Source organism: Pseudomonas sp. 5Vm1k, assembly GCF_056161485.1.
Window position 1 is genome coordinate 89,350 of record NZ_JBSPCZ010000017.1, and the last position, 12,070, is coordinate 101,419.

Annotated in this window: 11 protein-coding genes; all 11 read left to right on the forward strand. The window is 59.7% G+C overall.

The annotated features are described in order from the left end of the window. The first annotated feature begins 10 nt into the window (after window positions 1-10). On the forward strand, window positions 11-1,003 hold the full coding sequence (locus ACWIKB_RS26910) for a D-cysteine desulfhydrase (RefSeq protein ID WP_475270515.1): 993 nt from the start codon (window positions 11-13) through the stop codon (window positions 1,001-1,003). 358 nt (window positions 1,004-1,361) lie between these two features. Continuing rightward, the gene (tcyJ, locus tag ACWIKB_RS26915) at window positions 1,362-2,162 is read left to right on the forward strand and encodes a cystine ABC transporter substrate-binding protein (protein WP_475270517.1); all 801 of its coding nucleotides are present in this window, start codon (window positions 1,362-1,364) and stop codon (window positions 2,160-2,162) included. After that, window positions 2,162-2,827, forward strand: coding sequence for a cystine ABC transporter permease (gene tcyL / locus ACWIKB_RS26920; RefSeq protein ID WP_054047827.1), 666 nt, complete (start codon window positions 2,162-2,164; stop codon window positions 2,825-2,827). The genes tcyJ and tcyL overlap by 1 nt, the downstream gene beginning before the upstream one ends. Before the next feature lie 4 nt (window positions 2,828-2,831). Continuing rightward, window positions 2,832-3,587 carry an L-cystine ABC transporter ATP-binding protein TcyN gene (gene tcyN / locus ACWIKB_RS26925; protein WP_475270518.1) on the forward strand — a complete coding sequence of 252 codons (756 nt, stop codon included), beginning with the start codon at window positions 2,832-2,834 and terminating at the stop codon, window positions 3,585-3,587. A 502-nt stretch (window positions 3,588-4,089) separates the two neighbouring features. Next, window positions 4,090-4,854 carry a hypothetical protein gene (locus ACWIKB_RS26930; protein WP_475270519.1) on the forward strand — a complete coding sequence of 255 codons (765 nt, stop codon included), beginning with the start codon at window positions 4,090-4,092 and terminating at the stop codon, window positions 4,852-4,854. Between the two features lie 448 nt (window positions 4,855-5,302). Continuing rightward, on the forward strand, window positions 5,303-6,544 hold the full coding sequence (locus tag ACWIKB_RS26935) for an SfnB family sulfur acquisition oxidoreductase (protein ID WP_475270520.1): 1,242 nt from the start codon (window positions 5,303-5,305) through the stop codon (window positions 6,542-6,544). A 20-nt stretch (window positions 6,545-6,564) separates the two neighbouring features. Continuing rightward, window positions 6,565-7,758, forward strand: coding sequence for an SfnB family sulfur acquisition oxidoreductase (locus ACWIKB_RS26940; RefSeq protein ID WP_475270521.1), 1,194 nt, complete (start codon window positions 6,565-6,567; stop codon window positions 7,756-7,758). Next, the gene (locus ACWIKB_RS26945) at window positions 7,758-9,116 is read left to right on the forward strand and encodes an LLM class flavin-dependent oxidoreductase (RefSeq protein ID WP_163907714.1); all 1,359 of its coding nucleotides are present in this window, start codon (window positions 7,758-7,760) and stop codon (window positions 9,114-9,116) included. The genes ACWIKB_RS26940 and ACWIKB_RS26945 overlap by 1 nt, the downstream gene beginning before the upstream one ends. 119 nt (window positions 9,117-9,235) lie before the next feature. Then, window positions 9,236-10,045 carry a MetQ/NlpA family ABC transporter substrate-binding protein gene (locus ACWIKB_RS26950; RefSeq protein WP_475270522.1) on the forward strand — a complete coding sequence of 270 codons (810 nt, stop codon included), beginning with the start codon at window positions 9,236-9,238 and terminating at the stop codon, window positions 10,043-10,045. Between the two features lie 2 nt (window positions 10,046-10,047). Beyond that, the gene (locus ACWIKB_RS26955) at window positions 10,048-11,169 is read left to right on the forward strand and encodes a methionine ABC transporter ATP-binding protein (protein ID WP_475270523.1); all 1,122 of its coding nucleotides are present in this window, start codon (window positions 10,048-10,050) and stop codon (window positions 11,167-11,169) included. Next, window positions 11,159-11,803, forward strand: a complete 645-nt coding sequence (locus ACWIKB_RS26960) for a methionine ABC transporter permease (protein WP_475270524.1) — start codon at window positions 11,159-11,161, stop codon at window positions 11,801-11,803. Before ACWIKB_RS26955 ends, ACWIKB_RS26960 begins: the two co-directional genes overlap by 11 nt. Window positions 11,804-12,070 lie beyond the last annotated feature (267 nt).

Here is a 12,070-nt window from a genome sequence, read left to right on the forward strand (position 1 = left end):
GTACGGACCCATGATCAAACAATCGCTTGCCCGCTTTAACCGCCTCGACCTGCTCGGCCACCCCACCGCCCTGGAAAAACTTGAACGACTGTCGACCTGGTTGGGCCGGGATGTGTACGTCAAGCGCGATGACCTGACGCCGCTGGCCATGGGCGGCAACAAGCTGCGCAAACTCGAATACCTGGCTGCCGATGCGCTGGCCCAGGGCGCCGACACCTTGATCACCGCTGGCGCGCTGCAATCCAACCACGTACGCCAGACCGCTGCCATTGCCGCCAAACTGGGCCTGAGTTGTGTGGCGCTGCTGGAAAACCCGCTGGGCACCGATGACGCCAACTATGTTGGTAACGGCAATCGGCTGCTGCTGGACCTGTTCGATGCCAAGGTCGAGCTGGTGGAGAACCTCGATAACGCCGACGACCAACTGCAAGCCTTGGCTGATCGCCTGCGCAACAACGGCAAAAAGCCCTATCTGGTGCCGATTGGTGGTTCCAATGCCTTGGGCGCTTTGGGTTATGTGCGTGCGGGGCTGGAATTGGCGGAACAGATAAAGGACACCGGCCTGCAATTCGCCGCCGTGGTCCTGGCGTCGGGCAGTGCCGGTACCCACAGTGGTCTGGCGCTGGCCTTGAGTGAAGCACTCCCGGATTTGCCAGTGATTGGCGTGACGGTTTCCCGCAGCGAAGAGGATCAACGACCGAAAGTCCAGGGCCTAGCCGAGCGCACAGCCGAGTTGCTGGGTGTGAGCCTGCCGAAGAGCTTCAAGGTTGAATTGTGGGACGAATACTTTGGCCCGCGCTATGGCGAGCCGAATGCCGGGACGCTGTCGGCGGTGAAGTTGCTGGCGAGTCAGGAAGGTTTGTTGCTGGACCCGGTGTACACGGGCAAGGCCATGGCCGGGTTGTTGGATGGCATCGGGCGCGGGCGCTTTGATGAAGGCCCGATCATCTTCCTGCACACCGGCGGGGCACCGGCGTTGTTTGCCTATAAAGATTTTCTGTAACTGGATTCAGCCTTTTTGTGGCGAGGGAGCTTGCTCCCGCTCGGCTGCGCAGCAGCCGCAATATCTGCGACCGTGTAAAGCCTGACACTACGCTTCGCTGTTTTTGGGATTCCTTCGGCCTCCAGCGGGGGCAAGCCCCCTCGCCACAGGGAATCGCATCAGCCGTATATTCTTTTAAAGAATAACAAACTGAATATTTAGTATTTTCCTATCTAACGACATCATCATATAGTCGCGCCGCAGGCGAATTTGGCGCGAGACGCATAAGCTGCTTTAGGGCAGGATATCGCAATCGTTCAAATCCCGATTTTGCCAACATTCCTAAAAGCGTCTTCATAAGAAAACACAGGGGCTTGTCATGAATTTTTCCGCACTACGTCGCAACCTGCTGGTAGGTTCGCTGGGCCTGGCATTGAGCGCTGGCCTGTTGGGGCAAGCGGTTGCCGGTGAGCAACTGCAAAAAATCAAGGACGCAGGCGTGATCAACGTCGGCCTGGAAGGCACTTACCCACCGTTCAGTTTCGTTGACGCCGACGGCAAACTGGCCGGCTTCGAAGTCGAGTTCTCCGAAGCCCTGGCCAAAGAGCTGGGCGTGAAGGTCAAACTGCAACCGACCAAATGGGACGGCATCCTCGCGGCGCTGGAATCCAAGCGTCTGGACGCGGTGATCAACCAGGTGACCATCTCGGACGAGCGCAAGAAGAAGTATGACTTCTCCGAGCCGTACACCGTTTCCGGGATTCAGGCGCTGGTGCTGACCAAGAAGGCTGCGGAGCTGAACATCAAGACTGCCGCCGACCTGGGTGGCAAGAAAGTCGGCGTAGGCCTGGGCACCAACTACGAGCAATGGGTGAAAGCCAACGTGCCGACCGCTGACGTGCGCACCTATGAAGATGATCCGAGCAAGTTCGCCGACCTGCGTAACGGCCGCACCGACGCCATTCTGATCGACCGCCTCGCCGCCCTCGAATACGCCAAGAAGGCCAAGGACACCTCCGCCGCCGGCGAAGCGTTCTCCCGTCAGGAAGCCGGTGTAACCCTGCGCAAAGGCGAGCCTGAGCTGCTGGCTGCGGTGAACAAGGCCATCGACAAGCTGCGCGCCGACGGCACGCTGAAAAAGCTTTCGGAAAAATACTTCAGCGCTGACGTCACTCAATAATGGAAGAAGCTTTCCAACTTGCGCTGGACTCCGCGCCCTTCCTGCTGAAGGGCGCGTATTACACGGTCATCCTGAGCCTGGGCGGAATGTTCTTCGGCCTGGTGATGGGCTTCGGCCTGGCGTTGATGCGCCTGTCGCGTTTCAAATCGGTCAGCTGGCTGGCCCGCATCTACGTGTCGTTCTTTCGCGGCACGCCGTTGCTGGTGCAGTTGTTCGTGATCTATTACGGCTTGCCGCAATTGGGCATCGAACTCGATCCGCTGCCAGCCGCCCTGATCGGCTTCTCGCTGAACATGGCCGCCTACGCCTGTGAAATCCTGCGTGCTGCGATCAGTTCCATCGAGCGTGGCCAGTGGGAAGCCGCTGCGAGTATCGGCATGACCCGCGCGCAGACCCTGCGCCGGGCCATCCTGCCGCAAGCGATGCGCACGGCCCTGCCGCCGCTGGGCAACAGCTTCATTTCACTGGTCAAGGACACGGCGCTGGCCGCCACCATCCAGGTGCCGGAGCTGTTCCGCCAGGCGCAACTGATCACCGCGCGCACCTTTGAAATTTTCACCATGTATCTGGCCGCCGCCCTGATCTACTGGATTCTTGCCACGGTGCTCTCGCACCTGCAGAACAAGTTGGAAGAGCGGGTCAATCGGCACGACCAGGAGTCCTGACCCAATGATTGTCGTGGAAAAACTGACAAAGCAGTTCAAGGGTCAAGTGGTGCTCAACGGCATCGATCTGGAAGTGAAGGAAGGCGAGGTGGTGGCGATTATCGGGCCGAGCGGCTCGGGCAAGACCACGTTCCTGCGTTGCCTGAACTTCCTCGAAGAACCCACCAGCGGCCGGATCAAGGTTGGCGACATCGAGATCGATGGCAGCCGCCCGTTGAACCAGCAGCAAGGCCTGGTGCGACGTCTGCGCCAGCATGTGGGCTTCGTGTTCCAGAACTTCAATTTGTTCCCGCATCGCACGGCGTTGGAAAACGTGATCGAAGGCCCGATCATCGTGAAGAAGATCCCCCACGCCGAAGCCGTTGCCTTGGGTAAAAAGCTGTTGGCCAGGGTTGGCCTGGCGGGCAAGGAAGATGCTTACCCGCGACGCCTGTCCGGTGGTCAGCAACAGCGTGTGGCGATTGCCCGGGCGCTGGCGATGGAACCGGAAGTCATTCTGTTCGATGAACCCACCTCTGCACTCGACCCGGAGCTGGTCGGTGAAGTGCTGGCGACCATCCGCAGCCTGGCAGAAGAGAATCGCACCATGGTGATCGTCACCCACGAAATGGGCTTTGCCCGGGACGTGGCGAACCGCGTGGTGTTTTTCGACAAGGGTGTGATCGTCGAACAAGGCGAAGCCAAGGCGTTGTTTGCCAACCCGAAAGAAGAACGGACCAAACAGTTCCTCAGCAAGTTTCTGAATAACGCGCACCACTGAAATATTGATTTAAAACTTGTCAGCTTCCATGGAAGGAAGTTGCACTTGTATCCAATCAAAAAATTACACGCCCTTCTCCCCCGCTAAACCACCTCGTACTCACGTACATATAACTTCCCCCTCTCTTCATGCGGTACATATATATATGTCCTGCAACAGAATCCTGCCGCCTGAAATCAAGCCAAAACCTAATCATCAAGCTCCACCGCTCACCGTACACAGAGCGTAAAACCAAGAGAAAAACACGGAAAAGTTCGACAGCGCGATGCCGCTTATTAACTTTCACCTGTAGGAAATTTCTGAATAACACCGATTCCAACATCCAACTAACAAACTCTATTGACACCTATTCAAGCGCGTTCTTATCTAGTCACCAACAGGCGCCAGCCATCCAACTCAATCGTTTTTAACTCTCACACATAATTAACAGTTTTGTTGCTCGGCAATTCACGCCTTTGACTTCCAGAAACGGACTTCGCTGCAGGCTTCAAGGAGAGAACCCATGACAAGCACCTCGAACAAACCCGAACTTGCGGCACCGACCCTGGCGCAATCCCACAGGAGCGGTATCAACATCACCTCGGCCGCCCACTTGCTGATTGCGGTAGCGCCCTACCCCGGCATGGACGAAGGCGATCTGATCGAACTCTACTGGGACGACTGCTACGTGGCTTCAAAGGCCCTGATCGTCGACGACGTCAATCAACCCGTGCAACTGCGAGTGCCCGAGAGCTTTGTCATCAATGGCACCTCACACGTCCACTACCGCGTCATGCAGGTAGGGCACGACCCGGCGCTGTCGCCGACCACGCGGGTGCAGATCAAGCTCGATTGCCCGGGCGGTCAGGCGCCAGCCCTATCCGGCGACGAAAACCAGAGCCTGGCTCCGGTGAACATTCCCGAAACCATTCGCCGCCAGGGGGTCAACCCGAACCAGATCAAACGCGGCGTACCGCTGACCATCGAGCCTTACCTGAACATGGCCATCGACGACGAAATCACTCTGCAGTGGGGCGATGTACGCATGGACCTGCCCAAGCTCAAGGCTGGTGACATTGGCGAGCCAATTCAGGTCTGGGTGCCGCCAGCGATCATTCTTGAGGCTGGCGAAGACCTTCGTCTGGAAGTGACCTACTGCATCCTCGACCGAGTGGGCAACAACTCCCGCTGGGCGCCGCCGCGAATGCTGAAGATCGGCTGCGCCAATCCCTATCTGAAAGCGCCGTTGAAGGAAGAACTGAAGGCAGCAGAACCCCGCAAAAAGTAAAAACACCACTGTGCCTGGAGGGCTTTTGTGGCGAGGGGGCTTGCCCCCGTTGGGGCGCGAAGCGCCCCCAAATCTGCAACTGTGATTTCTCTGTTGAATCGCGGAGAACGCAATGGCGACTGCTGCGCAGTCGACGGGGGCAAGCCCCCTCGCCACAGCAAGCCCGCTCCCACAGGAGACCCTGCCGCCCCAGCCCAAACGCCGACTGTTGCTCCACAAACAACTGTTGCCCTGCGGACAGACGCCCTTCTATGCATATTCCCAAAAGTTAGTTTATTAATTATTTATACACGCTTAGGGTATATGCACCGGACCACCGGACATTCTTGATATTCATTCGCCGCCACCATCGCGGCGTTTCCATGAGATGTGAGGTAGGTATGGTCCACAACACAATCACCCCAGTGCAGATCGCCAGGGCATTGCGTGCAGCCAAGGAGCGGCACTGATGTCCAGTCTGGCAGAAGCCACCATCCAGAGTGATCTGGATATCGCCCCCCTGTTGTTGCCCGCGCAGGTTTTGCGCAACGACGCACAAGCCATCAAAGCTGCCCATGAGCTGGCGCAAACCGCCCGCTTGCAAGCGGCCAAACGTGACCAGCAGCGCAAGCTGCCGTGGTCGGAAATCGAACAGTTCACCCGCAGCGGCCTGGGCAGTATTGCCATCCCGCGCGAGTACGGTGGCCCGCAGGTTTCCTTTGTGACCATCGCGGATGTTTTCGCGATCATTTCCGCGGCGGACCCGGCACTCGGGCAGATCCCGCAGAATCAGTTCGGCATCCTGAATCTGGTGCTCGGCAGCGCCACGGAATCGCAGAAAAAGCAGCTGTTCAAAAGCGTGCTCGAAGGCTGGCGCATCGGCAATGCCGGGCCAGAACGCGGCACCAAGAACACCCTCGAACTCAAGGCGCGGATCACTGCCGACGGCGACGGTTTCGTCGTTAGCGGTCAGAAGTTCTATTCCACCGGCGCGCTGTTCGCTCACTGGGTGGCGGTCAAGGCGTTGAACGACGACGGCAAGCAAGTGCTGGCCTTCGTCCGCCGTGGCACGCCGGGTTTGCGCATCGTTGATGACTGGTCCGGTTTCGGCCAGCGCACCACCGCCAGCGGCACCATTTTGCTCAATAACGTGCGGGTCGACGCCGAGCTGGTGGTGGATAACTGGAAGATCAACGACAGCCCGAACATCCAGGGCGCCGTGTCGCAATTGATTCAAGCCGCCATCGACGCCGGCATCGCTCGCGGTGCCATCGACGACGCCATCGAGTTCGTCAAAACCCGCGCCCGCCCATGGATCGACGCCAAGGTCGAACGCGCCAGCGATGACCTGTACGTGATCGCCGACATCGGCAAACTGAAAATCGAACTGCACGCCGCCGAAGCGCTGTTGCGCAAGGCCGGGCAAGTGCTCGATCAGGTTAACGCCGCGCCGCTCACCGCCGAGTCCGCTGCCCGCGCTTCGATTGCGGTGGCCGAAGCCAAAGTGCTGACCACCGAGATCTCGCTGCTGGCCAGCGAAAAACTCTTCGAACTGGCCGGCAGCCGCGCCACCCTCGCCGAATTCAACCTCGACCGCCACTGGCGCAACGCTCGCGTGCACACCCTGCACGACCCTGTGCGCTGGAAGTATTACGCCGTCGGCACTTACCACTTGAACGGTACTTTGCCCGCTCGCCATTCCTGGATTTGACCAGACCTCTGGAGAAACACATGACTCTTTCTCACCACGTCGCGGTCATAACCAGCGATGAGCAAGCCCTGATCGTCGCCAGTGACCTGGCCGAAGATTTCAAACGCGACAGCGCCCTGCGCGACCGCGAACGCCGTTTGCCGCACCCGGAACTGGAAGTGTTTTCCCGTTCGGGTCTCTGGGGCATCAGCGTGCCAAAAGAATACGGCGGCGCTGGCGTGTCCAACGTCACCCTGGCCAAAGTCATTGCCCTGATCGCCCAGGCCGATGGGTCCCTCGGGCAAATCCCGCAGAACCATTTCTACGCCCTCGAAGTGCTGCGTGTGAACGGCAGCGACGCGCAGAAGAAACGCCTGTACGCCGAAGTCTTGGCCGGTCAGCGCTTCGGCAATGCCCTCGCCGAACTCGGCACCAAGACTGCCCATGACCGCGTCACCAGCCTCAAGCGCGACGGTGACGGCTATCGCATCAACGGTCGCAAGTTCTACGCCACGGGCGCGATCTACGCCCAGCGCATTCCGACGTCAGTCGTGGATGAAAACGGCGTGCAGCAACTGGCCTTCGTACCTCGCGACAGCCAAGGCCTGACGGTGATCGACGACTGGAGCGGCTTCGGCCAGCGCACCACCGGCAGCGGTTCGGTGGTGTTCGAAGACGTCTACGTTGCCGCCGAAGACGTGATTCCATTTCAAAGCGCCTTCGAACGCCCAACCACCGTTGGCCCGCTGGCGCAGATTCTTCACGCCGCCATCGACACCGGCATCGCCCGCGCAGCCTACGAAGATGCCCTGCATTTCGTGCGCACTAAAACCCGGCCATGGATCGACGCCACCCATGAAAAAGCCGTCGAAGACCCGCTGACCATCAAGAGCTTCGGCCACCTGGCGATTCGCTTGCACGCCACCGAAGCGCTGCTGGAACGCTCCGGCGAATTCCTCGACAAAGCCCAGGCCAACATGAACGCCGAGACGGTGGCAGCCGCCTCGATTGCCGTTGCCGAAGCCCGGGCCATCAGCACCGAAATCTCCCTCGCCGCCGGCACCACGCTGTTCGAACTGGCCGGCAGCCAGGCGACCCTGATCGAACACGGTCTGGATCGCCACTGGCGCAACGCCCGGGTACACACGCTGCACGACCCGGTGCGCTGGAAGTATCACGCGGTGGGCAATTACTACCTCAACGATGAAAACCCGCCGCTGCGGGGGACCATCTGATGGCTGATGCGAAAAAGAAGATCCTGCTCAACGCGTTCAACATGAACTGCATCGGGCACATCAACCATGGCTTGTGGACCCATCCACGGGACACCTCCACCCAATACAAAACCATCGAATACTGGACCGAACTGGCGCAACTGCTGGAGCGCGGTCTGTTCGACGGCTTGTTCATCGCTGACATCGTCGGCGTGTACGACGTCTACCAGAACTCGGTGGACGTGCCGCTGAAAGAGTCAATCCAGCTGCCGGTCAACGACCCGCTGCTGCTAGTCTCGGCCATGGCTGCGGTGACGAAAAATCTTGGCTTTGGCCTGACCGCCAACCTGACTTACGAGCCGCCGTATCTGTTCGCCCGCCGCATGTCGACCCTCGACCATTTGAGTCGCGGCCGCGTGGGCTGGAACATCGTCACCGGCTACCTCGACAGCGCCGCCAAGGCCATGGGCCTCAGCGAACAGGTCGAACATGACCGCCGCTACGACCAGGCCGATGAGTACCTGCAAGTGCTCTACAAACTCTGGGAAGGCAGCTGGGAAAACGGCGCGGTGCTCAACGATCCCAAGCAGCGGATCTACGCCCAACCCGAGAAAGTGCACAAGGTCGAGCACAAGGGCGAGTTCTATCAGGTCGAGGGTTATCACCTTTGCGAGCCGTCGCCGCAGCGCACGCCGGTGCTGTTCCAGGCCGGCAGTTCGGATCGCGGCTTGCTGTTCGCCGGGCGCCATGCCGAGTGCGTGTTTATCAGCGGCCAGAACAAACCATCGACCAAGGTGCAAGTGGACAAAGTCCGGGCCAGCGCCGTTGAAGCCGGGCGCAACCCTGAGGACATCAAGGTGTTCATGGGGCTGAACGTGATCGTCGGCGCCACCGAAGAACTGGCCTGGGCCAAGCACGCCGAGTACCTGAGCTACGCCAGTGCCGAGGCCGGCGTGGCGCATTTCTCGGCGTCCACCGCGATCGATTTTTCCCAGTACGAGATCGACGAACCGATCCAGTACGTGAAGAGCAACGCGATCCAGTCGGCGACCAAGAACCTGCAAAACAACGACTGGACCCGGCGCAAATTGCTCGAACAACACGCCCTCGGTGGCCGCTACATCACCGTGGTTGGTTCGCCCGAACAAGTGGCCGATGAGCTGGAATCGTGGATCGCCGAAACCGGCCTCGACGGCTTCAACCTGACACGCATCGTCACGCCGGAAAGCTACGTGGATTTCATCGATCTGGTGATTCCGGAGTTGCAGCGTCGCGGGTCTTACAAAACGGCTTATGACAGCGGCAGCCTGCGCGAGAAGCTGTTTCACGGCGAGGCGCATTTGCCTGAGCAACACACGGGCGCAGCGTTTCGCCGTTAAAAGCTTCGCGAGCAAGCCCGCTCCCACATTTGGAATGCGCTCCCCTGTGGGAGCGGGCTTGCCCGCGAAGAGGCCCGCCCAAACACCCAAAATTTAATGCACTGACTGGAATAACCATCATGACCAAGCACTACCTCTCCCACCCAGTCAAAGCACTGGCCCTGGCCCTCGGCCTCTTCAGCTCCATCACCTTCGCCGCCGACGCGCCGCTGAAAGTCGGCACCACCGCCGCGTTCGCCATCCCGCTGGAAGCCGCCGTCGAAGAGGCCTCCAAACAAGGCCTGAAAGTCGAACTCGTGGAGTTCACCGACTGGATCGCCCCGAACGTCAGCCTCGCCGCCGGCGACATCGACGTGAACTACTTCCAGCACGTGCCGTTCCTGGAAAACGCCAAGGCTGCCGCCGGTTTTGACCTGGTGCCGTTTGCGCCTGGGATCATCAACAACGTCGGCCTCTACTCGAAGAAATACAAAAGCTTCGACGAACTGCCAGAAGGCGCCAGCGTCGCCATCGCCAACGACCCGATCAACAGCGGTCGCGGCCTGCAACTGCTGGCCAAGGCCGGGCTGATCACCCTCAAACCGGGGGTTGGCTACAAGGCCACCGAAGAAGACATCATCGCCAACCCGAAGAAGATCAAAATCCTCCAGGTCGAAGCCGTGCAACTGGTGCGCGCCTATGACGACGCCGATCTGGTCCAGGGCTACCCGGCCTACATCCGCCTGGCGAAGACCTTCGATGCCGGCTCGGCGCTGCTGTTCGACGGCCTCGATCACAAGGAATACGTGATCCAGTTCGTGATCCAGCCAAAAAGCAAAACCGATCCGCGCCTGATCAAATTCGTCGACATCTATCAGCACTCGCCAGTCGTTCGCGCGGCGCTGGATAAGGCCCACGGCAAGCTGTATCAAGCCGGTTGGGAAAGCTGAGAATGACGGCCGCGATCCAACGGCGACTGGATATTCCAGAGCCTCAGAAAGCCGAACAGACTGAACTGCGTCCCGACCTGAATCGTGCTCACGTGCGCTTCATCGGCTTGGGTAAAACCTACAACGGTCAGCAAGGTCCGGTGGCGGCGTTACACGGCATCGACCTGGCGATCCAGCGCGGTGAAGTGTTTGGCATTATCGGCCGCAGCGGCGCTGGCAAATCATCGCTGATCCGCACCATCAATCGCCTGGAGCAGCCGAGCACCGGGCGCGTATTGATCGATCAGGTCGACATCGGCGAGTTCGACGAAGACCGTTTGGTCGCGCTGCGCCGGCGGATCGGCATGATCTTCCAGCACTTCAATCTGATGTCGGCCAAGACGGTTTGGCAGAACGTTGAGTTGCCGTTGAAAGTCGCCGGTGTGCCCAAGGACAAACGCGAGCAGAAAGTCCGCGAATTGCTGGAGCTGGTGGGCCTGCAAGAGAAGCACAAGGCTTACCCGGCGCAGCTTTCCGGCGGGCAGAAGCAGCGTGTCGGGATCGCCCGCGCATTGGTGCATGACCCGGAAATTCTGCTGTGCGACGAGGCAACTTCGGCGCTTGATCCCGAGACGACGCAATCGATCCTCGGCCTGTTGCGCGAGATCAATCAGCGCCTCGGTTTGACCATCGTGCTCATCACCCACGAGATGGCGGTGATCCGCGATATCTGCGACCGCGTTGTGGTGCTTGAGCACGGACGTGTCGTCGAGCAAGGGCCGGTGTGGGAAGTCTTCGGCAACCCGCAGCACGAGGTCAGCAAGACCTTGCTCGCGCCGCTGCAACACGCGTTGCCGGAAGAATTGCAGAGTCGGCTACAAGCCCAACCTCAATCTTCGGACGCCGCCGTGGTGCTGCGTTTGCAATTCACCGGGAGCGCCACGGACGAACCGGATCTGGCAGCGCTGTTCAGCGCCCTCGGTGGCCGCGTGCGCCTGCTTCAGGGCGGCGTGGAGCGGATTCAGGGGCATGCGCTGGGGCAATTGCTGTTAGCGGTGGCGGGATCGTCCCTGGGCGCCGAGGAATTGCGTCAGCGCGCCGGTAACTGGGCGCAACAGGTGGAGGTGTTGGGTTATGTGGTTTGATCGCTTGCTTCAGGGCTTTATCGACACCTTTCTGATGGTCGGCGTGTCATCGCTGATCGCGCTGCTGGTGGGGATTCCGATGGCGGTGATTCTGGTCACCAGCGACAAGGGTGGCATCTACCAGGCACCCGTTTTGAATCGCGTGTTGGGCGCGTTCGTGAACCTGTTTCGCTCGATTCCGTTTTTGATTCTGATGGTGGCGCTGATTCCGTTTACCCGGTTGATCGTCGGCACCACCTATGGTGTTTGGGCTGCCGTCGTTCCGCTGACCATTGCGGCTACACCGTTCTTTGCGCGGATTGCCGAAGTGAGCTTGCGCGAAGTCGATCACGGCTTGATCGAAGCGGCGCAGGCGATGGGTTGCCGGCGCTGGCATATCGTCTGGCATGTGCTGTTGCCTGAGGCATTGCCGGGGATTGTTGGCGGTTTCACCATCACGCTGGTGACGATGATCAACTCTTCCGCCATGGCCGGGGCGATTGGTGCTGGCGGGTTGGGGGACATTGCCTATCGGTATGGGTATCAGCGCTTTGACAGCCAGATCATGTTGACGGTGATTGTGTTGCTGGTGGTGTTGGTGGCGATTATTCAACTCGGCGGGGATCGGTTGGCTCGAGGGTTGAACAAGCGTTGAATGCAGTGCGATTGAAGCGCTTTTGTGGCGAGGGAGCTTGCTCCCGCTCGATTGCGCAGCAATCGCAAAACCTGCTGACCTGTTTTGCCTTACACACCTCATTGAATGGCTTGGGGGCTGCTTCGCAACCCAGCGGGAGCAAGCTCCCTCGCCACAGGGGTGCATACACACAGACGTCATGCGTCGTCAGTGACATCGCCTTCGCGGGCAAGCCGCGCTCCCACAGTTGACCGCATTTCCCTGTAGGAGCGAGGCTTGCCCGCGAAT

Bases quoted from the DNA above. Each gene is read 5' to 3' on its own strand.
- ACWIKB_RS26910 (WP_475270515.1), top strand. From the start codon at position 11: ATGATCAAACAATCGCTTGCCCGCTTTAACCGCCTCGACCTGCTCGGC.
- tcyJ (WP_475270517.1), top strand. From the start codon at position 1,362: ATGAATTTTTCCGCACTACGTCGCAACCTGCTGGTAGGTTCGCTGGGC.
- tcyL (WP_054047827.1), top strand. From the start codon at position 2,162: ATGGAAGAAGCTTTCCAACTTGCGCTGGACTCCGCGCCCTTCCTGCTG.
- tcyN (WP_475270518.1), top strand. From the start codon at position 2,832: ATGATTGTCGTGGAAAAACTGACAAAGCAGTTCAAGGGTCAAGTGGTG.
- ACWIKB_RS26930 (WP_475270519.1), top strand. From the start codon at position 4,090: ATGACAAGCACCTCGAACAAACCCGAACTTGCGGCACCGACCCTGGCG.
- ACWIKB_RS26935 (WP_475270520.1), top strand. From the start codon at position 5,303: ATGTCCAGTCTGGCAGAAGCCACCATCCAGAGTGATCTGGATATCGCC.
- ACWIKB_RS26940 (WP_475270521.1), top strand. From the start codon at position 6,565: ATGACTCTTTCTCACCACGTCGCGGTCATAACCAGCGATGAGCAAGCC.
- ACWIKB_RS26945 (WP_163907714.1), top strand. From the start codon at position 7,758: ATGGCTGATGCGAAAAAGAAGATCCTGCTCAACGCGTTCAACATGAAC.
- ACWIKB_RS26950 (WP_475270522.1), top strand. From the start codon at position 9,236: ATGACCAAGCACTACCTCTCCCACCCAGTCAAAGCACTGGCCCTGGCC.
- ACWIKB_RS26955 (WP_475270523.1), top strand. From the start codon at position 10,048: ATGACGGCCGCGATCCAACGGCGACTGGATATTCCAGAGCCTCAGAAA.
- ACWIKB_RS26960 (WP_475270524.1), top strand. From the start codon at position 11,159: ATGTGGTTTGATCGCTTGCTTCAGGGCTTTATCGACACCTTTCTGATG.